Below are 20,933 nucleotides of genomic sequence, written 5' to 3' on the forward strand. Positions count from 1 at the left end.
ACCGACCGATGACCATCGTCGCGGCCCGACCCGACCTGGACACCGACCAGCTGCTGGCCCGCCTGGACCGGCAGCTGGCGGGAACCACCGACCCCCGCCAGATCCGCGCGCAGACCGTGGCGATGCTGGCCCTGACGCGATCCGTGACGATGGAGGCGATCGAGGCCGCCTTTGCCACCCATCCCCGCGCCGCGCGCGAGACGGTGCGTGCCATCGCCATGATGACGGATGCGCTGGTCACCGCGGTCCATCACGTGGCGACGACACGCCTGCACCCCCAGCAGTCCTCGTCCGAGACGCAGCGCCTGGCCGTGCTGGCCGTCGGCGGCTATGGCCGGGCCGAGATGGCGCCCTCCTCCGACGTGGACCTGCTGTTCCTAACCCCGTGGAAGATCACCCCCTGGGCGGAAAGCGTCGTCGAATCGATGCTGTACATGCTGTGGGATTTGAAGCTGAAGATCGGCCATTCGATCCGCAGCGTGGACGACTGCCTGCGCCTTGGTGCGGCGGACATGACGATCCGCACCTCGCTGGTGGAACACCGCCTGGTCACGGGCCACGCCCCCCTGGCCGAGGAGCTGCGCACCCGCCTGTGGGCGGAACTGTTCGAGCGGACCATCCCCGAATTCATCGAGGCCAAGCTGGAGGAACGCGCCGCGCGCCACACCCGGCAGGGCGGCCAGCGCTATGTCCTGGAACCCAACGTCAAGGAGGGCAAGGGCGGCCTGCGCGACCTGCAGACGCTGTACTGGATCGCGAAATACATCCACCGCGTCGACCGGGCGGTCGAGCTGGTCGATCTGGGCGTCTTCACCCGCGACGAGCATCTGGCCTTCTGGCAGGCCGAGGATTTCCTGTGGGCGGTGCGCAGCCACCTGCATCTGATCGCGGGGCGGCCGTCGGACGTGCTGTCCTTTGACATGCAGGTCGAGGTGGCGCGGCGCATGGGCTATGTCGACACCACCGCCCGACGCGCGGTCGAGTACTTCATGCAGGACTATTTCCGCCACGCCACCCGTGTCGGAGAGTTGACCCGCGTCTTCCTGACGGAACTGGAGACCCGCCATGTCCGCGCAGCACCCTTCCTGGGCCGCATCTTCCGTCGGCGGCGCAAGATGCGCGCGGGTTTCGTCGATCAGCAGGGTCGCCTGTCCTATGAAACCGAGGCGACCTTTCTGGCCGACCCGCTGAACATCCTGCGCCTGTTCGAGGAGGCCCTGCGCACCGGCGTGCTGATCCACCCCGAGGCGCTGCGCCTGGTGGCCGCGAACCTGGACCGCATCGACGACAAGGTGCAGTCCGACCCCGAGGCGATCCGCATCTTCATGGACCTGCTGCTGCGGCACGGGAACCCCGAACGCGCGCTGCGGCGCATGAACGAACTGGGCGTGCTGGCCGCCTTCATCCCGGAATTCGAACCCGTCGTCGCGATGATGCAGTTCAACCTGTATCACCACTATACCGTGGACGAACATTCCATCCAATGCGTCGCCGCCCTGGCCGAGATCGAGCGCGGCGAACATCCTGAGGACCTTCCGCTGTCCTCGGAGATCATCCAGGCCGGCGTGAACCGGCGGGTGCTGTACCTGGCGACGCTGCTGCACGACATCGGCAAGGGCCGCCCCGAGGATCATTCGATCCTGGGGGCGCGTATCGCGCGGCGGATCGCGGCGCGCTTCGGCTTTGCCCAGGACGACATCGACACGGTCGAATGGCTGGTGCGCCATCACCTGCTGATGTCCGACGTGGCGCAGAAACGCGACATCAGCGACCCGCGCACGCTGCGCGACTTTGCCAAGGCGGTGAAGACCCGCAAGCGGCTGGACATGCTTCTGGTGCTGACCGTCTGCGACATCCGCGGCGTGGGCCCGGGCACCTGGAACAACTGGAAGGCCGCATTGCTGCGCCAGCTGCACCAGGAGACCGCGGCCGCGCTGGAGAATGGGCTGGAGGAGCTGAACCGCGACCGTCGCCAGACCGAGGCGAAACGGTCGCTGCGCCACCTGCTGATCGCCAAGGGTTGGGACGCCCGCACCATCCGCGCCGAACTGGGGCGCCATTACGACGCCTATTGGTCGGGCCTGCAGACCCAGACCCAGGCCGTCTTTGCCGACCTTCTGTCCGGCCTGGGCGCGGACGAGATCCGCATCGACCTGCGCGCCGATCCCGACCGGGATGCGACCCGCGCGGCCTTCGTGCTGTCGGATCATCCGGGCATCTTCTCGCGTCTGGCGGGCGCGCTGACGCTGACCGGGGCGAACGTGGTCGATGCGCGGACCTATACCACGCGGGACGGATATGCGACGGCGGTATTCTGGGTCCAGGACGCGGAGGGCCACCCCTTTGCCGAGGATCGCCTGCCCCGCCTGCGCCAGACCATCCTGCGCACCCTGGCCGGAGAGATCGTCGCCCGCGAGGCCTTTGCCAGCCGGGACAAGCCGAAAAAGCGCAACCGAGAGTTCAAGTTCCCGACCCACATCACCTTCGACAACGAAGGCAGCGACATCTATACCATCATCGAGGTCGACACCCGCGACCGCCCCGGCCTGCTGTACGACCTGACGCGGACGCTGGCCGCGAACCACATCCAGATTGTCAGCGCCGTCATTGCGACCTATGGGGCGCAGGTGGTCGACAGCTTCTACGTCAAGGACATGTTCGGCCTGAAGCTGCACAGCCCCGCGAAACGTGACGGGCTGGAAAAGAAACTGCGCACGGCGATCGCCGACGGCGTGAAACGGGCCGAGGCTGAACAGGCATGAAATCCGGATTGGTGCGGGGGTTCCTCTCCGTTGGGCTATGGACGCTGATCTCGCGCGCGTCGGGTTTCGTGCGCGACATCCTGATGGCCGCCTGGCTGGGCACCGGCGCCGTGGCCGAGGCGTTCCTGATCGCGCTGTCCCTGCCCAACATGTTCCGCCGCTTCTTCGCCGAGGGCGCGTTCAACACCGCCTTCATCCCGATGTTCTCGAAGAAGCTGGACGATCCGGCCGACGCGCAGCGTTTCGCGCGCGAGGCGTTCTCGGGGCTGTTCATGACGGTGCTGGCGCTGACGGCGGTGGCGATGATCTTCATGCCGGGGCTGGTCTGGCTGATGGCGTCGGGGTTCGCGGGCGATGAACGGTTCGACCTGGCGGTCGAATACGGGCGGATCACCTTTCCCTATATCCTGCTGATCTCGATGGCCTCGATGATCTCGGGCGTCTTGAACGCGAACGGCCGCTTTACGGCGGCGGCGGCGGCGCCGGTGCTGCTGAACCTGCTGTTCATCGTGGCGATGGGGCTTGGGCGTTGGCAGGGATGGGACCTGGGCCTGACCCTGGCCTGGGCCACGCCCGTCACCGGGGTGGCGCAGCTGGCGCTGGTCTGGTGGGACGCGCGGCGGACCGGATACACGTTCTGGCCGCACCGCCCGCGCCTGACGCCCGACATGCGCCGCCTGATCGCGGTGGCCCTGCCCGCGGCATTCGCGGGCGGCGTCGTGCAGATCAACCTGCTGGTGGGCCGCCAGGTCGGATCCCGGTTCGAGGGCGCGATCGCCTGGCTGTCCTATTCCGACCGGCTGTATCAGCTGCCTCTGGGCGTGGTGGGCGCGGCGGTCGCGGTCGTCCTGCTGCCCGAACTGGCCCGCCGCATCCGGGCCGAGGACCACGCGGGCGGCCAGTCGGCCTATTCCCGCGCCACGGAATTCGGGCTGTTCCTGACGCTGCCCTCGGCCTTCGCGATCGCGGTGATCGCGGAACCGATGGTCAGCACGCTGTTCGAACGCGGCGCCTTCACCGCATTCGACACGCAGCAGACGGCGGCGGCGCTGATCGTCTATGCCTTTGGCCTGCCGGCCTTCGTGCTGCAGAAGATCCTGCAGCCGCTGTATTTCGCGCGCGAGGATACCAGGACCCCGTTCCGCTTTGCCCTGATCTCGATGGTGGTGAACGCCGTCGCGGCCTTTGGCCTGATGCCGATCTTCGGCTTCCTGGCGGCGGCGCTTGGCACGACCATCGCGGCTTGGATCATGGTGGCGCAGCTGTGGTGGGGCACCCGGTCGATGGGTCAGGCGGCGCGCGCCGATGCGCGCCTGCGCCGGTCGTTCCCGCGCATCCTGCTGGCATCCGCGCTGATGGCCGCCGCCCTGTGGGCGACCCGCGGCTGGCTGGAGGCCGCGGGCCTGGGTCGCGGCGCGGGGCTGGCGATCCTGGTCTTTGGCGGCGCCGCGCTTTATTTCGCGCTGGCCTTTGTCATCGTCGGCTATCGCCCGTCGGAACTGCGCGCCGCCGTCCGGCGCGGTTAACGCTGGCGCAGCTGCGCCAGCGCGCGGGCCATGCCCCCGTCGACCAGCACGAAGGACAGCGCGAACCCGAACCCAAAGCCCGCGATCTCGGCGATCCAGCCCAGGCCCGCGCCGCCGAAGATCAGGCCGAAGACCAGCTGGAACAGCAACAGCATGCCGATCAGCGTGAAGGCCCGCATCCGGTTCGCGTTCTCTGCCGCCAGCCGCGTCCAGATCAGGAAGGTGAACGCCCCCACCAGCCCATAGACCGCCGGATAGCCGCCGATCAGCGGCGCGGACCGCGCGCCCACCGCCTGGATGATCGCGGCATAGACCAGCGCACCGCCGATGGCCGACCCGAAATACAGCGCCAGCACCGCCCAGGGGCGGAAGTTCTGCGCGACCATGTTCCCCAAAGCCAGCGTGAAGACCACGACGAACAGCGCATGCATGGCGTTGACATGGATGAACACGAAGCTGAGGAACCGGTACATCTGTTCCAGATCGAACGCCCCCAACGTCCAGGCCCGCTGCGCCAGTTCGGGCGGAAACGCCGCCATGCGGATCGCGGACAGGCGCAGGCCCACGCCCTCGGCCCCGCCGATCAGGCCCGCGCCGCCCAAGGCAAAGACCGCCTCGGAGGCGATGACGGGCACGGTCAGCAGCCAGATCACGGGCGGCAGCGGGTTCAGCGGCGATTCAGGCAGGCTTGATCGCATGGGGTTTCCTTGGGTTGCGAAGGCACCGGTCAACCGCTAAGCCAGCGGGCAGGAAATTCCAAGGCAGGCCGCTCATGTCCGACCCGATCAACGCCCAGTTCCGCCCACGCATCTTTTCCGGCATCCAGCCGTCGGGCGGGCTGACGCTTGGCAACTACCTTGGCGCGCTCAAGCGGTTCGCGGCCCTGCAGGGCCCGGACGCGCAGACGATCTACTGCATCGTCGACCTGCACGCGATCACCGTCTGGCAGGACCCCCAGATCCTGCTGTCGCGCACGCGCGAGGCGGCGGCGGCCTTCATGGCGTCGGGCGTGGACCCCGCGCAGTCGATCCTGTTCAACCAGTCCCAGGTCAGCGCCCATGCCGAGATGGCGTGGCTGTTCAACACGGTCGCGCGCGTGGGCTGGATGTACCGGATGACCCAGTTCAAGGACAAGGCCGGCAAGAACGCCGAGAACGTCAGCCTGGGCCTTCTGGCCTATCCGGCGCTGATGGCGGCCGACATCCTGACCTATCAGGCGACCGCCGTCCCGGTCGGAGAGGATCAGAAGCAGCACCTGGAACTGACCCGCGACATCGCGGCCAAGTTCAACCACGATTACGGCGTCACGCATTTCCCGATCACCGAACCGCTGATCGAAGGCGTGGCCACCAAGGTCATGTCCCTGCGCGACGGCTCCAAGAAGATGTCGAAATCCGATCCGTCGGATGCCAGCCGCATCAACCTGACCGACGACGCCGACACCATCGCCCAGAAGATCCGCAAGGCGCGCACCGATGCCGACCCCCTGCCCGGCCAGATGGACGGTCTGAAGGACCGCCCCGAGGCGCGCAACCTGATCAACATCTATGCCGCCCTGACGGACGAGACCCCCGACCAGGTCCTGGCCCGGTTCGAGGGTCAGGGCTTCGGCGCGTTCAAGCCCGCCCTGGCCGAGGTCGCGGTCGAGGCGCTGTCGCCCATCACCCGGCGCATGTCCGAATACATGGCCGACCCCGCCCAGATCGACGCGATCCTGGCCGACGGTTCCGACCGCGCGGCGGCCGTCGCCATGCCGATCCTGGAGCGGACCAAGGACATCATGGGCCTGCTGCGCACCCGCGGCTGAGGCCCCTTGGCCGCAAGGGGGTTGCGCCAGCGGCCTCTTTGCGGCTATCAGCCCGACACGTGCATGGACCCGGTGAGATTCCGGGTGGCTCTTCCGGCCGCCGATCCGCCGGACAATTCGAACCTTGACACTTGACTGTCGGACCGCAGGCCACGACGGCAGGGTCAGGAACGGATGACACATGTTTTCACTGACGACCTACAAGAACGAATGGCTGGGCAACATCAGGCCCGACCTGCTTTCAGGCCTTGTCGTGGCCCTGGCGCTGATCCCCGAGGCCATCGCCTTTTCCATCATCGCGGGCGTGGACCCCAAGGTGGGGCTGTATGCCAGCTTCTCGATCGCGGTCATCACCGCGATCACCGGCGGGCGTCCCGGCATGATCTCGGCCGCGACGGCGGCGACGGCGGTGCTGATGATCACGCTGGTGCGCGATCACGGGCTTGAATACCTGCTGGCGGCCACCGTGCTGGCCGGCCTGATCCAGATCGGCTGCGGCCTGGCCGGTCTGGGACGCTTCATGCGCTTTGTCTCGAAATCGGTGATGACCGGGTTCGTGAACGCGCTGGCGATCCTGATCTTCATGGCGCAGCTGCCCGAACTGGACCTGTCCGCACCCGGCGTGACCTGGTTCACCTACGTGCTGGTCGCGGCGTCGCTGGCGATCATCTACCTGTTCCCGCGCATCACCAAGGCGATCCCGTCGCCGCTGGTCACCATCGTCGTGCTGACCGGTCTTGCGATGACCTTCGGATGGGACGTGCGCACGGTGGGCGACATGGGCGCGCTGCCCGACACGCTGCCGATGTTCCTGATCCCCGACATCCCGCTGACGCTGGAGACGCTGCAGATCATCCTGCCCTATTCCATCGCGGTCGCCATCGTGGGCCTGCTGGAAAGCCTGATGACCCAGAACCTGGTGGACGAGCTGACCGACACGCGCAGCAACCGCAACCAGGAATGCATCGGCCAGGGCCTGGCCAACACCGCCACCGGCTTCATCGGGGGCATGGCGGGCTGCGCCATGATCGGACAGTCGATGATCAACGTCAAATCCGGCGGGCGGGGTCGGCTGTCGTCCTTCACCGCCGGGGTGGCGCTGCTGATCCTAGTGGTGGGTCTGGGCGATCTGGTCAGCCGCATCCCCATGCCGGCGCTGGTCGCGATCATGATCATGGTGTCCATCGGCACCTTCAGCTGGTCGTCGCTGGCCAACCTGCGCACCCATCCGCGCTCGTCGTCGGTGGTGATGCTGGCAACCGTCGCCACGGTCGTCTGGACCCACAACCTGGCCATCGGGGTGCTGGTGGGCGTGCTGCTGTCGGGGATCTTCTTCGCCGCCAAGATCGCACAGCTGTTCCGCGTGACCTCGACCCTGTCGGCGGACGGCCGCAGCCGGACCTATGTCGTCGAGGGGCAGATGTTCTATGCCTCGGTCGAGGATTTCATGGCCGCGTTCGACTTTGCAGAACCGCTGGATCATGTCACCATCGACGTCAGAGGGGCGCATATCTGGGACATCAGCTCGGTGCAGGCGCTGGACATGGCGATCCTGAAGTTCCGGCGCGACGGCGCGCAGGTGCAGCTGATCGGCATGAACGCCGCCTCGGAGACGCTGGTCGACCGGCTTGCCATCCATGACAAGCCCGGCGCCCTGGACAAGCTGACGGCGCATTAGAGGGGGAGCCGGCACATGAACGACAAGATCATCGCCCTGGTGGACGGCTCGGTCTACGCGGCCTCGGTGTGCGAACATGCGGGCTGGCTTGCGGCGCGCAGCGGCATGCCGGTCGAACTGCTGCACGTCCTGGGCCGCAGGTCCCCCGCCCCGTCGCAGGACCTGTCCGGCACGATCCGCCTTGGCGCACGCAGCGCCCTGCTGGACGAGCTGGCAAGCCTTGACGAACAGCGCGCGCGCCTGGCGAACGCCCAGGGCCGCGCCCTGCTGGAGGATGCGCGCAACCTGACCCTGGGCGCCGGCGCCGCGCGGGTCGAGACGCGCCTGGAACAGGGCGACCTGATCGCCCATGCGACCGGCAAGGCCGCAGGCCCCGCCCTGATCGTGATCGGCAAGCGCGGAGAGGCCGCCGATTTCGCGGCCGACCATCCCGGATCGAACCTGGAACGCGTGGTCCGCGCGGCCAAGGTGCCGGTCCTGGTCGCCGCCCGCGCCTTCCGCCCCATCGCCAGCGTGATGCTGGCCTTTGACGGCGGGGCGTCGGCGATGAAGGCGGTCGATCACGTGGCCTCCAGCCCGGTCTTCGACGGGCTGCGGATCGAGGTGGCGATGGCCGCCCCGGCCAACCGCGAGGCGCAGGTCCAGCTGGAGGAGGCGATCCTGCGCCTGCGCGCCGCCGGCCGCGATGCGCGCGCCGAACTGCTGGACGGCAGCGCCGACAGCGCGCTGATCGCACGGATCGAACAGCAGGATCACGACCTGCTGGTCATGGGGGCCTATGGGCACAGCCGCATCCGCCGGTTGATCATCGGATCGGTCACCACGCGCATGCTGATCGATTCCCGCAGATCCGTGCTGCTGTTCCGCTGACCCGTAAATAAACAGTTAACAGCGCACAAATTTACAGCCTCCAGTTGCAGATCCGACGCGGACGCCGGCCTCCGGCCCCCGCGTCGGATCAACCCTGACCGGCCCTGCACAACGTGCAATGTGAACCGGAAAGTTCATAGGTTAATCAACGAATTGCACGATGTGCGAGATTGGTCTCCAAACCGGTCTTCACGCGTGGCGTGTGCGTGGATTATGTTGACAACCGTGGCCATGCGGGCGTAACGCCGTTTATACAAAGTTAACAAGAATCGTTTTCAAGAGGGATGACTGTCATGGCCACGATCTTTGGCAGCTATGATGGCGATGGCGCGACCATTCTTCAGGGCAACTCTTCGGAAGACACCCAGAACGTCACGTTGTCAGACTGGGCGTTCAGCCGGCAGACAGGACCCTGTGACGACCGCAGCGTGTACGACATCAGCATGAAGGGCGGCGACGACACGCTGGAGGGCGGAAACCTGTTCGGCCAAGGCGCCCGCGTCGCCTTCGGCCAGGTCGACATGGGCACCGGCGACGATATGGCCCATCTGTCGCGCACCACCTTCGAGACGATCTCTACCGGCGACGGCGACGACACGCTGAAGCTGGAGCAGTCGTTCGGCGCGCGCGTGGACCTTGGCAAGGGCGACGACGTCCTGTGGTTCGACATGAAGCCGGACCACAGCCTGTCGGATGCCGACAAGATGCGCAGCGGCGCCAAGCTGGACGGCGGCAAGGGTCAGGACACGCTGAACCTGGGCGGGGAGTGGACGCTGACCTTGTCCAGCGGCAACGTCACCATGGACACCGACGGCGACGGCAAGGCCGACCTGGTCACCAACGTCTACAGCGACAGCGACATCGGCTCGATCCTGGCCTATCCGCGCATCCTGCAGGGCACGGTCTCCTATGGGACGATGACGCTTCGCGACGGATCGACGGTGGCATCACGGTCGGGCTTTGCCAATTTCGAGGCGATCAACGCGGTCTGCTTCACCGCCGGCACGCTGATCGACACCCCCCGTGGCGCGGTCCCGATCGAGACCCTGCGCCAGGGCGACACGGTCATCACCCGCAACGGCCCCAAGGCCCTGGCCTGGATCGGTTCGCGCAGGCTGGATGCGGTCGATCTGGCAGGGAACCCCAAGCTGCTGCCGATCCTGGTGCCGGCCGGCGCCTTCGGCAACGGCCTGCCCCTGCGCGACATCCGCTTTTCGCCCCAGCACCGCGTCGTCATCCGCTCGGCCATCGCCGAGACGATGTTCGGCGCCCCCGAGGTGCTGGTCGCGGTCAAGCAGCTGATCGGCGTGAACGGCATCGACGTGGACGGCGACGCCCGCAGCGTCCAGTACCTGCACCTGATGTTCGCAGACCACCAGATCCTGTCGGTCGAGGGGATCGAGGCCGAAAGCCTGTTCCCCGGGCGTCAGGCGCTGACTTTTCTCAGCCAGGACCAGCTGTCCGAACTGCGCGCGATTTTCCCCGATTTCGAGGCGATGACCGAGACCGATCCGGCCATCCCGTTCCTGAAGGGTCGCGAAGGACGCTCGCTGGCCGCCCGCCACGCCCGCAACGACCGCCCGCTGTATTCGTAAGGACCGGCCTGCGGTCATTGGACAGGCCCAGCATGTCGGCAACGGCAAGGCTGGGCCGCTTGGGATCATGACACTCCACACCGACCTGCCCCCCGCCCTGCTGCGCCGCACCGATGTCACCGTCGGCAGGCACGCGGCCCGGCCCGACCTGATCGTGCCGTTGGCCCGCCAGATGCACCGGGAAAGCCTGTTCGCGGACCTGCCCTTCGACCAGCCGCAGGTGGAACGCCTGCTGGCACAGGTCCATGACAACAGCGGTTATCACGGTGCCGTCGTCGTATCGCTGGAGGCCGAGCCGGTGGCCTTTGCGCTGTTCGCGTTCGAACCGATGCGGACCCATTCCGCCAGCTGGATCACGGTGATCCACACGGCGCATCTGCGCAGCGACATCCGCGACACCGCCACCGGGTCCGCCGTCTGGCAGCGGGTGATGCTGGCCGTGCGCGGCTGGTCCGCGCCGCGCGGGGTCCGGGGCATCCAGGTTGGCCTGGGTCTTGGCGTTGCCGTTCCGCGGATGGACGCGCTGCTGACCGCGGATGGCGCCACGCCCCTGGGCAGCGCTTTCTTCAGTCGGCTGTAATGTCCGCGCGGGCCCCACGGCTGAACCCCCGCCTGTCGTCACTGTCTGACCTGCACCTGAACCGTGCCGAGACGCGGCTCCAGACCGGCCCCGTCCAGCGCCATGCCTGGCGTGCGCGGCGCGTGACCCTGGCCGGGACGCAGCCGGGCGGCCTACCCCTGTCGCTGGACCTGGACGGTCCGCTAGCAATCGCCGTCCAGCAGGCGGTCGAGCTGCTGGACAACCGCGATGCGTTTTCCTGGGTCACGCCCTTCCACCGCGCCTGGCTGCGGGCGACCGACGCCCCGGTCCGGGGCCGCGCGCGGGCGATCAATCACGGCCTGCACCGCCTGGATGGGGCGGCGCTGCGCATGCTGGATGACCGCCGGGTGCAGGTGCTGGACGACGACGGCACCCCCCTGGGCATGATCGACGCGCTGAACCCGGCCATGCCGGTCGAGGGTTGGGCGCGTCGCTGCCTTGGGCTGCTCTGCGCGACATCGGCCCTGCGGCACGTGATGGTGACAGGGCCGGCGCATCTGCCGCTGGCCGTTGCGGCGCTGGCCCTGGTGCCCGGCCTGACGGTGCATCACCCCGCGGCGGGCTGGCCCATGGCGGCGATGCAGGCGCTTGACCTTGGCGCGGCGTTCCGGCCAGCGCAGCTGTCGGATGCGGCACCCGATGCGCCGCGGCTGGATGCGATCGTCGCCGGGGCCGATGACGACTGGCTGCACGGTCCGGAGGCGCTGGCGCGCATCCGCCACGCCGGGCGGCGCCTGTCGGGCGACGGCGGCGTCCTGCTGATCCATGGAACGGGCCCCCTGCCCGCGATCCGCGACCTGCTGCAGGCCGCGTTTCCCGCAGTCCACGCGGTCCTGGACGGCGATGCGACGTTCCTGGTCGCGACCAAGGCGCGGCTGGACCTGGGCGTCGCCCATGCCCGCGTGCAGGCCATCGTGAACCGCACCGATCAGCAGCCGCTGCTGGCGGCGGGCTGCACGGGTTGGCAGACGGTTCCCCGGTCATGACGGTCGCGACATCCGTGGCGCAGCGGCCGCGCATCCTGTTTCTGCACCTGTCCGGCCCCGGCCAGTTCGAGTTCCTGGGCCGCTGGCTGGCGGGCCAGGGCTGGGACGTCACCTTCATGCATGGCGGCATCGACGCCGNCCCTGCCCATGACGGCATCCGCACCCGCCGATTCGCGCTGCGCGACACCACGATCCCCACGGGCGATCCGCGTCACATCCTGGACCATGCCGCACAGAACTGCCGGGGCGCGACCGAGCTGATGTTCCGCATGCGCCATTCCGAAGGCTATGTCCCGGACGTCGTGGTGGCCCATGCGGGCTGGGGCGTGGGACTGGGGGTCAAGCTGGTCTGGCCGGACTGCACCTATGTCGCCTATCACGAATGGTATTACACCGACCGCAACTGGGACAAGCGCCGGGCGGAAAAGCCCGCCGACCTGGCGGTGATGATCTCGGACCGGATGCGCAACCTGCCGATCACCGGCGAATTCGACCTGGCCGATGCCAGCTGGTGCCCGACGCTGTTCCAGGCCAGCCGCTTTCCCCCGGTGCTGCGCCGCCAGATCACCGTGATGCCCGATGGGGTCGATTGCGACCTGCACCGCCCCGACCCGCAGGCGCGCATCGATTTCGACTGGCTGCGCCTGCCCGCCGACCGCCCCGTGATCACCTATGCCACCCGCGGGATGGAGCCGTTGCGCGGCTTTCCGCAATTCCTGCGCGGCGTCGCCCGCCTGCAGGCGCGGCGTGACGACTTCGACACGGTGATCCTGGCCAATGACAGCGTGTCCTATGGCCGACCGCTGGCGCGCGGCGACAGCTGGTGGCTGCGGATGATCGACCAGCTGGACCTGGATCACCGCCGCATCCACGTGAACGCCATGCGCCCGCGCGATGAATATGTCCGCACGCTGCAGGCCTCGCACGCGCATGTCTATTTCACCGAGCCCTTCGTCACCTCCTGGTCCCTGTCCGAGGCGATGGCCACCGGATGCCTGGTGATCGGATCGAACACCGCCCCGGTGCGCGAACTGGTCCGCGACATGGAGAACGGCCTGATCGTCGACATGGACGACGCGGACGAGGTCGCGGACGCGATGGCCTGGGTGCTGGACAATCCGGGTGACGCGGCCGAGCTGCGCCGCGCCGCGCGCCGGACGATCCTGGCCGATCACGATGCGGCGCGGGTGTTTCCGGCCAAGGATGCATGGCTGCGCGCAGCCATCGGCGCGCCGGTCCACTGACCTTGTTGGACAAATTGCCGCGCGACCCCGCGTCGCCGTCGAAAAGGCTCGCAATCGGGCGTGAACCGTTCCAACATGGGGACTGTTGACGGTGGATGACGGGTCACGGGGTGCCGCCCCGGCCTGACCTTCCCGCCAGGTCAGAACCCAAGCGCGAAGGCACTGATGAGACGAGACGTCAACCCGATCCACGCCACCCTTCTGCAGACCAGACTTGAGGAGATCGCCCAGGGATTCGGTGCCGTGTCGCAGCCGCTCGGCGCGGCCATGAGCCATGGCGCGCTGTCGTCGGGCAAGCGGTTCCGCGGCATGCTGATGTTGCTTGCGGCAGAGGCCTCGGGCGGGGTCTGCGACACGATCGTCGACGCCGCCTGCGCGGTCGAGATGGTGCATGCCGCATCGCTGATCTTCGACGACCTGCCCTGCATGGACGATGCCGGGCTGCGCCGCGGCCAGCCCGCGACCCATGTGGCGCATGGCGAAAGCCGTGCCGTGCTGGGCGGCATCGCCCTGATCACCGAGGCAATGGCCCTGCTGGCCGGTGCGCGCGGCGCGTCGGGCACGGTGCGGGCGCAGCTGGTGCGGATCCTGTCGCGGTCCCTGGGGCCGCAGGGCCTGTGCGCCGGCCAGGACCTGGACCTGCACGCGGCCAAGAACGGCGCGGGGGTCGAACAGGAACAGGACCTGAAGACCGGAGTGCTGTTCATCGCCGGGCTGGAGATGCTGGCCGTGATCAAGGAGTTCGACGCCGAGGAGCAGACCCAGATGATCGACTTTGGCCGTCAGCTGGGCCGGGTGTTCCAGTCCTATGACGACCTGCTGGACGTCGTGGGCGACCAGGCGGCTCTTGGCAAGGATACCGGTCGCGATGCGGCGGCCCCCGGCCTGCGGCGCGGCCTTCTGGCCGTGTCAGACCTGCAGAACGTGTCCCGTCATTACGAGGCCAGCCGCGCCCAACTGGACGCGATGCTGCGCAGCAAGCGCCTTCAGGCTCCGGAAATCGCGGCCCTGCTGGAACGGGTTCTGCCCTACGCCGCGCGCGCCTAGACGTGATGCGGCCGGGTCCAGAGGCCCTGCCGCGACACGCCCGCCCCCGGCAGGCGTGATCGCGCGACATCCCAGCCCCCGACGCCCAGCAGGCCGATCTTGGCAGCCTTGGACGTGCTGATCCGCTGGCGATAGGCCTGCGGCCCGCTCTTGCGGATGCGCAGCCCGATGGCGCGATAGATCCGTAGCGCGGCGGCGATGGACCAGGCGCAGCGCGGTGGCAGATCCGCCAGACCCACCCGCGCCGACGCGTAATAGGGTTCCGCCGCATCCAACAGCCGGAGGATCACTGTGTACAGCTCCGGCGACGGCACCGGCCCGTCGATCCGCGCGCCCGCCTGGTCCAGCCAGTCCCCCGGCAGATAGCACCGCCCGATGCGCGCATCGTCGATCACGTCGCGCGCGATGTTGGTCAGCTGGAACGCCAGCCCCAGGTCGCAGGCGCGGTCCAGGACAGGATCGTCGCGCACGCCCATCACGCGGGCCATCATCACGCCGACGATGCCTGCGACGTGATAGGAATATTCCAGCACGTCATCCAGCGTGCGATAGTCGCGCGCCTCGACATCCATCGCGAAGCCTTCGATCAGGTCCATGGGCCAGGCCTGCGGGAAATCATGCCGCCGCGCCACCGCGCGCAGCGCGGCAAAGGGCGGGGTCACCGGACCGTCGCCCTGCAGGGCCGCCAGCGTGTCGACGCGCAGGCCGTCCAGCCGCGCCTGCGGGTCGTTCACCGCCTCGGGGCGGCTGCCCAGGGCCTGACCGTCGATCACGTCATCCGCGTGGCGGCACCAGGCATAGAGCATCACCGTGTCGTCGCGGATGCCCGGCGGCATCAGCTTGGCCGCCGTGGCAAAGCTTTGCGACCCTTGGGTGATCGCCTCGGTCGAGGTCAGGACCAGATCGCTCATGCGCCCGCCAGGTCGGACAGCATCACCTGGGCCGTGGCCTTGGCCGAGCCCACGACGCCCGGAATGCCCGCGCCCGGATGGGTGCCCGCGCCGACCAGATAGAAGTTGCGGATCGTCTTGTCGCGGTTGTGCGGCCGGAACCACGCGGATTGCGTCAGGATCGGCTCGACCGAGAAGGCGCTGCCGTGATGGGCGTTCAGTTCGCTGGCGAAATCGGCGGGCGTGAAGATGCGCGTCGTGGTCAGGTTGGCGCGCAGGTTCGGGATCAGCCGCTCCTCCAGGGACGCCAGGATGCGGTCGGCATAGCGCGGCCCCTCGACCGCCCAATCGATCTCGGCGCGGCCCAGATGCGGCACGGGGGCCAGCACGTAATGCGTGGACATGCCCGGAGGCGCCATGTCCGGATCGGTCGTGCAGGGCGAATGCAGGTACAGCGAGAAATCCTCGGCCAGCTTCGGGCCCTTGAAGATCTCGTTGACCAGCTCCCTGTAGCGGGGGCCGAACAGGATGGTGTGATGCGCGATGTCCTTGGGCGCCTCGCGCAGACCGAAATGCAGCACGAACAACGACATGGACCAGCGCTTGCGGTCCAGCGATTTCGCGCGGCTCTGCCCGCGGGCCGTGTGGCCCAGCAGGTCGCGATAGTTGTGCATGACGTCGCCGTTGCTGGCGACCATGTCGGCCCTTAAAGACCGCCCGTCCGCCAGGGTGACGCCCGTGGTCCGCGCGCCCTCGGTCTCGATCCGGGCGACCTTGGCGTTCAGCATCATCTGGCCGCCAAGCCGTTCGAACAGCGCGACCATGCCCGCGACCAGCTGGTTGGTGCCGCCCTTGGCGAACCAGACCCCGCCGCGCCGCTCCAGCGCGTGGATCAGCGCATAGATCGAGCTGGTCGAGAAGGGATTCCCGCCCACCAGCAGCGTGTGATACGAAAACGCCTGCCGCAGATAGGGGTCCTTGATGAAGGTCGCGACCTTGGCATGGACGGACTTATAGGCCTCCAGCTTCATCAGCGCGGGCGCGGCCTTGAGCATCTGGCCCAGCTTGAGGAAGGGCACGGTGCCCAGCTTGACGTAGCCCTCCTGATACACCTCCTCCGCGTAATCACGGAAGCGGCGGTATCCTTCCAGGTCGTCCGGGTTGAACTGGGCGATCTGGCGCTCCAGCTGATCGGCCTCGTTCACGTAATCGAAGACCTTCCCGCCCGGCCACATCAGTCGATAGAAGGGCGACACCGGCATCAGCGTCACGTCGCGCGCCATGTCCTGCCCGGTCAGCGCCCACAGCTCCTTGAGCGCATCGGGGTCGGTGATGACGGTCGGGCCCGCGTCGAAGACATGGCCCTGATCGTGCCAGACATAGGCGCGCCCGCCGGGCTTGTCCCGGGCCTCGACCAGGGTGGTGGCGATGCCCGCGGACTGCAGGCGGATGGCCAGGGCCAGCCCGCCAAAGCCTGCGCCGATCACGATGGCGGTCTTGGCCGCGGGCGAATGGGCGTTCATGCGTTTTCCTTCAGCAGGGGACGTTCGGGCAGGCAGCGGATGGCCGTGCCAAGGGGAATGGGAGGCTTGCCGGTCACGATGCGCAGCTGATCCGCCATGCTCAGCCGGCCGGCATAGAACCGTTCGATCAGTCCATGCGGCATGCGGTAGAACCGCTGCAGCAGGGTATAGCGCCGGTCGGGCGCGCAGCCGCGGAACAGCATCCGGTTCAGCAGCCGCAGAAAGCGGTCGCGGCGTGCCCGGTCGATCGCGTAATCGCGGATGGCGCCGCGCAGCGCGTCGGTGCCGGGCGGCCCGGACAGGCCCGCCACCACGTCCGCCACCTGCGCCGCATAGGGCAGCGAATAGCCGGTGACCGGGTGAAAGAACCCCGCGCGCAGTCCCACAGGAACGGGCCCCGCCGCGTGATCGGCCCAGAAGCCCGCCGCGTCATGGGCCAGCGCAATGGGCAGGATGCCGCGTTCGCGCCGGACCTCGGCCCCGGTCCAGCCCTGCTGGCGGGCATAGTCGTGGGACGCCGCCGCCAGCGCGTCGTCGTCCAGATCGCCGCCATCGGAATAGCGCGTGTCCTCGATCAGGATGCGCGTCGGAGAGAAGGGCAGCAGATAGATGAAGCGGTACCCGTCCTGCTGGGTGACGGTCGCGTCCATGATCATCGGGCGGGGCACGCCGTGGGGGCGGTCGGTCTCGATCTCGACGCCCACGAATTTCTGGAAACCCACGGTCAGATGCCGCGACGGCTGCGCGCCGCGCCCGTCCAGCACCGCGCCCGCCTCGATCCGGGCGCCGCAGGATAGTGTCGCCCCCTGCGCATCCAGCAGGGCGATGTCGCTGTTCCAGCGGATCTCGGCGCCCGACCGGACCACCGCATCCGCCAGCGCCGCCCCGTCCAGCGACCCGTAACCGGTGGCCAGCCGCCGGGCATGGCGGGGAAAGCGCACCTCCTGGTCGGGCCAGTTGGCGCGGCGCAGGGGCTTCAGCCGCGCCAGCCAGTCCGGCGACAGATCGGGGTCGTGGCAGGACCAGGTATGGCCGTCTGACGGTCCCGCGGCATGGTCCAGCAACAGCACCCGCAGGTCGGGCCGCGCCGCGCGCAGCGCCAGGGCGATCAGCCCGTTCGCAAGGCCCGCCCCTGCCAGCAGCACGTCATGGGTCACGTGCGCTCCTGCGCCTCGGCCCGCAGTACGCCCGACGTCTTCAGGTCCTGCTTCAGCTTGTCGACCGGGGGCGCATAGATGAAGCCGAAGCTGACGCAATGGTCGCGCCCCTCGACCGCGTGGTGCAGGCGGTGCGCCTGATACAAGCGGCGGGCATAGCCCTTGCGCGGAACATAGCGGAACGGCCAGCGCTGATGCACCAGCCCGTCATGCAGGACGAAATAGATCAGCCCATAGACGGTCATGCCCAAGGCGATCCACCACAGGACCGGCGCCCAGATCCAGCCCACCGTGAACAGCACCGTGGCGATCACCGCAAAGACCAGGCCGTACAGGTCGTTCTTTTCCAGCGCGTGGTCGTGTTCCTCGTGGTGGGACTTGTGCCAGCCCCAGCCCAGGGGGCCGTGCATGATCCAGCGGTGGACGGAATAGGCCGTCAACTCCATCACCAGCACGGTGGCGACGACGATCAGGAAATTGGTCATGCGGTGTCCCCCTTGGTGCGGGTGCTGGGCAGGCGCCACCAAGGCACCGTTGGGTGCAGGTGGTGTTCGTGATGATAACCGCCAAAATGAAAGCAGGTCAGCAGCGACACGGGGTCGCTGATCCGCGACGACCGCGCATTATGGCGGTCCGGGAACGCGTCGTGGCCGGGGCGGTGCGGCAGCCAGGTGCCGAACACGAACAGCTGGATCGACGCCAGGATCGACGGCAGCGGCCAGAAGACCACGTACATCCAGCGATCCCCCAGGATCAGCGCATAGACCGTCACGATGACGGGCAGCAACAGCCCCTCGCGCCAGCCGAAATAGGTGCCGATGAAGCGGGCGTACCAGCGGACCGGGCCGCCATGGTCGAAATCGGGGTCGTCGTCGGTTCCGGCATGGCGGTGATGGGCCATGTGCTTGACGATCATCTTGCGCCACGAAAATCCGGCATACAGCCACAGGACAAGCTGGCCCATCGCCGCATTGGCGCGCGGACGCCCCGGCACGACCGACCCGTGCATCGCGTCATGCGCGATGATGAAAAGTCCGACCGACAGCCAGGTTAGCCCCAGGAAATTCGCGACCGCCAGGATGGGATGCGCCGCCGCGTCCAGAAACCACAGCGCATGCACATGCAGGGCCAGCCACGCAGCGATGATGCCGCCCGAGACGATCAGGCTTGTGGCGGTCAGATCTGCCTTGGGCAGGGCATGTGCGCTCATCTTGTCCCCCGGACCGGCGATCCGCGCAGACTACAGTCCCGCATCGCCGGTTTCCATCCCCGTTGCTTGCGACCATTGGCCACCCGGCCCCGGCACCAGCAAAGGCGCGCGGCGCAGCGCCGCAAGGTCGCCCGATCCGGTGCAGAACATCGCGATGCGCAGCTGGGTCACGACGTCGGACAGGTGATCGGACAGGGCCTCGGCGCTGTGGCGCGCGGCGGGCAGCGCGCGGGCCGCCTGCCCCACGAGGTCCGCGCCAAGGCGGATGGCCCGCGCGGCGTCCAGCCCGTGACGCACCCCGCCCGACCCGACCAGAACCTGGTCCGGCCCCATCATCGGCGCGATCGCGCGCAGCGACGCGGTCGTGGGGATGCCCCAGTCGTGGAACGGCGCCGCCAGCGCCTGCAGGCGGTCGGGACCGCGTTCGGCCTCGACACGCGCCCAACTGGTGCCGCCGGCGCCGGCGACGTCCAGGATCGTCACGCCCGCGTCGATCAGACGACGTGCCACGGGCGCCGACAGCCCCGCACCGACCTCCTTGACGCCCAGGGGGACCGGCAGGCTGGTGGCGAGTTCCTCGATCCGCGGCAGCAGGGCCGCAAAATTGCGGTCGCCCCCCTCCTGGATCGCCTCCTGCAGCGGGTTCAGGTGCAGGATCAGCGCATCGGCCTGGATCATGTCCACCGCGCGCTGCGCCTGCGCCACGCCAAAGCCATAATTCAGCTGGACCGCGCCGATATTGCCCAGGATCGGAATCTGGGGCGCACGCGCCCGCAGGCTGGCGCCCAGGCCGCCATTGCCGCCCGTCTCGACCGCGATGCGCTGCGATCCGACGGACAGGGCGATGCGGTGATGGGCACAGGCCTCGGCGATGTGCAGGTTGATGCGTTCCGCCTCCTCTGGACCGCCGGTCATGGCCGAGATCAGCAGCGGCGCCCCCAGGCTGCGCCCCAGGAACCGCGTTCCCGTGTCGACGGCATCCATGTCCAGATCGGGCAGCGCCTGATGCAGGAACCGGACCTGGTCGAACCCGCTGTCCAGCCGGTCCTGCGCCCCGCGGCCTTCGGTGACGATGCGCAGGTGATCCGACTTGCGACGAGAGATTTCGGTCATGTCCTGCCATCCGGTTGCGTCATCCGACTATCGCGTCAATGCCTTCCGGGTTCCAGCCCCAGTTCCAAGAGGACGAACTGTCGCGTGCCACGGCCCGGCGCCGTCGAACCCCTTGGACGGCGCCGCACGGCGATCTGCAAAAAGGGGCCAGAAAGCCCCTTGCCCCCCCTTGGCGACATCCATATACGGGTCGGCGGAGACGTGGCCGAGTGGTCGAAGGCACACCCCTGCTAAGGGTGCAGGCCCGAAAGGGTCTCGAGGGTTCGAATCCCTTCGTCTCCGCCACCATAACGCAGGTTTTTCCTAGGAAATCAACTGCTTGGTGACAGTTCGAGCAGCCACAGGGTGACACAAAAGGCGACACACCGTGGTCTTACTGTTCCAATCAGGGGCGTTCCGCTTGTCAGCCAAGTACATCCAGAAGAAGGGCAACGTCTGGTATTTCCGCCGCCGTGTGGCTGTGGGATATGAGGGTTTGCACAGGGATGCCAAGGGCAGGCCACAATCGGAGCTGTTCTTTTCCCTTAAGACGAGCGACCAGCTAGAGGCAGTTAAGAGGGCAAATGAACATGCCCGTAGGCAGGACGCCCTGTGGGCCAATCACCGTAGTAATGGGTCTGTTGCGGCCATTGACCCCAAGGCCGCTCTCGGACGCCTAGAGGCTGCTGGTCTGAAGCTCGAACTGAATAGCCCCGATTTTCTTAGACGGCTTCGCGTCTCCTCATCTGCCGCCGTTCGAAGTCGGCAGGCGACAGCATCCCGTTCCTCGCATGCTTTCGCTTCGGATTGTAGAACATCTCGATGTAGTCGAACACGTCCTGTCTTGCGTCTTTGCGTGTCCGGTAGGTCCTGCGCCTGATCCTTTCGCGTTTGAGCAGATGGAAGAAGCTCTCGGCGACTGCGTTGTCATGACAGTTGCCGCGG

18 protein-coding genes, 1 tRNA gene and 1 other annotated feature are annotated in these 20,933 nt (G+C 67.9%); of the genes, 11 read left to right on the forward strand and 8 right to left on the reverse strand.

The window, feature by feature from the left end:
- Nucleotides 1-8: 8 nt before the first annotated feature.
- Both GBO37_RS15705 and murJ read left to right on the forward strand, forming a co-directional pair.
- A complete protein-coding gene (locus GBO37_RS15705) occupies nucleotides 9-2,762 on the forward strand; it encodes a [protein-PII] uridylyltransferase (RefSeq protein ID WP_045982229.1) in 2,754 nt (917 codons plus the stop codon).
- Nucleotides 2,759-4,288 carry a murein biosynthesis integral membrane protein MurJ gene (murJ, locus tag GBO37_RS15710; RefSeq protein ID WP_252929949.1) on the forward strand — a complete coding sequence of 510 codons (1,530 nt, stop codon included), beginning with the start codon at nucleotides 2,759-2,761 and terminating at the stop codon, nucleotides 4,286-4,288. The genes GBO37_RS15705 and murJ overlap by 4 nt, the downstream gene beginning before the upstream one ends.
- On the opposite strand, the gene GBO37_RS15715 is transcribed toward murJ, so the two are convergent.
- Nucleotides 4,285-4,986, reverse strand: coding sequence for a rhomboid family intramembrane serine protease (locus GBO37_RS15715; protein WP_045982227.1), 702 nt, complete (start codon nucleotides 4,984-4,986; stop codon nucleotides 4,285-4,287). The two genes, murJ and GBO37_RS15715, sit on opposite strands and share 4 nt — an antisense overlap.
- A 74-nt stretch (nucleotides 4,987-5,060) precedes the next feature.
- Between GBO37_RS15715 and trpS the strand changes: the two genes are divergently transcribed.
- The 8 genes from trpS to GBO37_RS15755 all read left to right on the forward strand — a co-directional run bounded on the left by trpS (nucleotide 5,061) and on the right by GBO37_RS15755 (nucleotide 14,116).
- A complete protein-coding gene (gene trpS / locus GBO37_RS15720; protein WP_045982226.1) occupies nucleotides 5,061-6,095 on the forward strand; it encodes a tryptophan--tRNA ligase in 1,035 nt (344 codons plus the stop codon).
- A 62-nt stretch (nucleotides 6,096-6,157) separates the two neighbouring features.
- Nucleotides 6,158-6,213 (forward strand) — a sequence feature (sul1 is cis-regulatory element that is thought to sense ions involved in sulfur or methionine metabolism; They are found in Alphaproteobacteria).
- Between the two features lie 63 nt (nucleotides 6,214-6,276).
- On the forward strand, nucleotides 6,277-7,773 hold the full coding sequence (locus GBO37_RS15725) for a SulP family inorganic anion transporter (protein WP_127898127.1): 1,497 nt from the start codon (nucleotides 6,277-6,279) through the stop codon (nucleotides 7,771-7,773).
- Nucleotides 7,774-7,788: 15 nt separating this feature from the next.
- Nucleotides 7,789-8,643 (forward strand): universal stress protein, encoded by an 855-nt coding sequence (locus GBO37_RS15730; RefSeq protein WP_127898126.1) that lies wholly within the window; start codon nucleotides 7,789-7,791, stop codon nucleotides 8,641-8,643.
- Between the two features lie 293 nt (nucleotides 8,644-8,936).
- Nucleotides 8,937-10,238, forward strand: a complete 1,302-nt coding sequence (locus GBO37_RS15735; RefSeq protein ID WP_252929950.1) for a Hint domain-containing protein — start codon at nucleotides 8,937-8,939, stop codon at nucleotides 10,236-10,238.
- 67 nt (nucleotides 10,239-10,305) lie between these two features.
- Nucleotides 10,306-10,818 (forward strand): hypothetical protein, encoded by a 513-nt coding sequence (locus GBO37_RS15740; protein ID WP_252929951.1) that lies wholly within the window; start codon nucleotides 10,306-10,308, stop codon nucleotides 10,816-10,818.
- The gene (locus GBO37_RS15745; protein WP_252929952.1) at nucleotides 10,818-11,825 is read left to right on the forward strand and encodes a hypothetical protein; all 1,008 of its coding nucleotides are present in this window, start codon (nucleotides 10,818-10,820) and stop codon (nucleotides 11,823-11,825) included. Before GBO37_RS15740 ends, GBO37_RS15745 begins: the two co-directional genes overlap by 1 nt.
- The gene (locus tag GBO37_RS15750) at nucleotides 11,822-13,069 is read left to right on the forward strand and encodes a glycosyltransferase family 4 protein (protein WP_252929953.1); all 1,248 of its coding nucleotides are present in this window, start codon (nucleotides 11,822-11,824) and stop codon (nucleotides 13,067-13,069) included. The genes GBO37_RS15745 and GBO37_RS15750 overlap by 4 nt, the downstream gene beginning before the upstream one ends.
- A 165-nt stretch (nucleotides 13,070-13,234) precedes the next feature.
- Nucleotides 13,235-14,116, forward strand: coding sequence for a polyprenyl synthetase family protein (locus GBO37_RS15755; RefSeq protein ID WP_252929954.1), 882 nt, complete (start codon nucleotides 13,235-13,237; stop codon nucleotides 14,114-14,116).
- Here GBO37_RS15755 and GBO37_RS15760 read toward each other — a convergent pair.
- Genes GBO37_RS15760 through fni form a run of 6 tightly spaced genes read right to left on the reverse strand, consistent with a single transcriptional unit; the run spans nucleotide 14,113 to nucleotide 20,009 of the window.
- A complete protein-coding gene (locus GBO37_RS15760) occupies nucleotides 14,113-15,027 on the reverse strand; it encodes a phytoene/squalene synthase family protein (RefSeq protein WP_127898121.1) in 915 nt (304 codons plus the stop codon). The two genes, GBO37_RS15755 and GBO37_RS15760, sit on opposite strands and share 4 nt — an antisense overlap.
- Nucleotides 15,024-16,529 carry a phytoene desaturase gene (locus GBO37_RS15765; protein ID WP_139085606.1) on the reverse strand — a complete coding sequence of 502 codons (1,506 nt, stop codon included), beginning with the start codon at nucleotides 16,527-16,529 and terminating at the stop codon, nucleotides 15,024-15,026. Before GBO37_RS15765 ends, GBO37_RS15760 begins: the two co-directional genes overlap by 4 nt.
- Nucleotides 16,526-17,686 carry a lycopene beta-cyclase CrtY gene (gene crtY, locus GBO37_RS15770; protein WP_252929955.1) on the reverse strand — a complete coding sequence of 387 codons (1,161 nt, stop codon included), beginning with the start codon at nucleotides 17,684-17,686 and terminating at the stop codon, nucleotides 16,526-16,528. Before crtY ends, GBO37_RS15765 begins: the two co-directional genes overlap by 4 nt.
- Nucleotides 17,683-18,171, reverse strand: a complete 489-nt coding sequence (locus GBO37_RS15775) for a sterol desaturase family protein (RefSeq protein WP_045982218.1) — start codon at nucleotides 18,169-18,171, stop codon at nucleotides 17,683-17,685. The genes crtY and GBO37_RS15775 overlap by 4 nt, the downstream gene beginning before the upstream one ends.
- Nucleotides 18,168-18,896: a fatty acid desaturase gene (locus GBO37_RS15780; protein WP_045982217.1), complete on the reverse strand. Its 729-nt coding sequence runs from the start codon at nucleotides 18,894-18,896 to the stop codon at nucleotides 18,168-18,170. Before GBO37_RS15780 ends, GBO37_RS15775 begins: the two co-directional genes overlap by 4 nt.
- Nucleotides 18,897-18,926: 30 nt before the next feature.
- Nucleotides 18,927-20,009, reverse strand: a complete 1,083-nt coding sequence (fni, locus tag GBO37_RS15785; protein WP_252929956.1) for a type 2 isopentenyl-diphosphate Delta-isomerase — start codon at nucleotides 20,007-20,009, stop codon at nucleotides 18,927-18,929.
- A gap of 195 nt (nucleotides 20,010-20,204) precedes the next feature.
- On the opposite strand from fni, the gene GBO37_RS15790 reads away from it, so the two are divergent.
- Nucleotides 20,205-20,294 (forward strand) — tRNA-Ser (locus tag GBO37_RS15790).
- Nucleotides 20,295-20,710: 416 nt separating this feature from the next.
- Here the strand turns inward: GBO37_RS15790 and GBO37_RS15795 are convergent.
- A partial coding sequence (locus GBO37_RS15795) for an IS3 family transposase (RefSeq protein ID WP_252929957.1) occupies nucleotides 20,711-20,933 on the reverse strand: 223 nt, incomplete at its 5' end.

This window comes from Paracoccus sp. 08 (genome assembly GCF_024105395.1).
Classification (GTDB): Bacteria; Pseudomonadota; Alphaproteobacteria; order Rhodobacterales; family Rhodobacteraceae; genus Paracoccus; species Paracoccus marcusii.

Excerpts from the sequence above, each read along its gene's own strand:
- GBO37_RS15705 (WP_045982229.1), top strand. The coding sequence starts at position 9 with ATGACCATCGTCGCGGCCCGACCCGACCTGGACACCGACCAGCTGCTG.
- murJ (WP_252929949.1), top strand. The coding sequence starts at position 2,759 with ATGAAATCCGGATTGGTGCGGGGGTTCCTCTCCGTTGGGCTATGGACG.
- GBO37_RS15715 (WP_045982227.1), bottom strand. The coding sequence starts at position 4,986 with ATGCGATCAAGCCTGCCTGAATCGCCGCTGAACCCGCTGCCGCCCGTG.
- trpS (WP_045982226.1), top strand. The coding sequence starts at position 5,061 with ATGTCCGACCCGATCAACGCCCAGTTCCGCCCACGCATCTTTTCCGGC.
- GBO37_RS15725 (WP_127898127.1), top strand. The coding sequence starts at position 6,277 with ATGTTTTCACTGACGACCTACAAGAACGAATGGCTGGGCAACATCAGG.
- GBO37_RS15730 (WP_127898126.1), top strand. The coding sequence starts at position 7,789 with ATGAACGACAAGATCATCGCCCTGGTGGACGGCTCGGTCTACGCGGCC.
- GBO37_RS15735 (WP_252929950.1), top strand. The coding sequence starts at position 8,937 with ATGGCCACGATCTTTGGCAGCTATGATGGCGATGGCGCGACCATTCTT.
- GBO37_RS15740 (WP_252929951.1), top strand. The coding sequence starts at position 10,306 with ATGACACTCCACACCGACCTGCCCCCCGCCCTGCTGCGCCGCACCGAT.
- GBO37_RS15745 (WP_252929952.1), top strand. The coding sequence starts at position 10,818 with ATGTCCGCGCGGGCCCCACGGCTGAACCCCCGCCTGTCGTCACTGTCT.
- GBO37_RS15755 (WP_252929954.1), top strand. The coding sequence starts at position 13,235 with ATGAGACGAGACGTCAACCCGATCCACGCCACCCTTCTGCAGACCAGA.
- GBO37_RS15760 (WP_127898121.1), bottom strand. The coding sequence starts at position 15,027 with ATGAGCGATCTGGTCCTGACCTCGACCGAGGCGATCACCCAAGGGTCG.
- GBO37_RS15765 (WP_139085606.1), bottom strand. The coding sequence starts at position 16,529 with ATGAACGCCCATTCGCCCGCGGCCAAGACCGCCATCGTGATCGGCGCA.
- GBO37_RS15775 (WP_045982218.1), bottom strand. The coding sequence starts at position 18,171 with ATGACCAATTTCCTGATCGTCGTCGCCACCGTGCTGGTGATGGAGTTG.
- GBO37_RS15780 (WP_045982217.1), bottom strand. The coding sequence starts at position 18,896 with ATGAGCGCACATGCCCTGCCCAAGGCAGATCTGACCGCCACAAGCCTG.
- fni (WP_252929956.1), bottom strand. The coding sequence starts at position 20,009 with ATGACCGAAATCTCTCGTCGCAAGTCGGATCACCTGCGCATCGTCACC.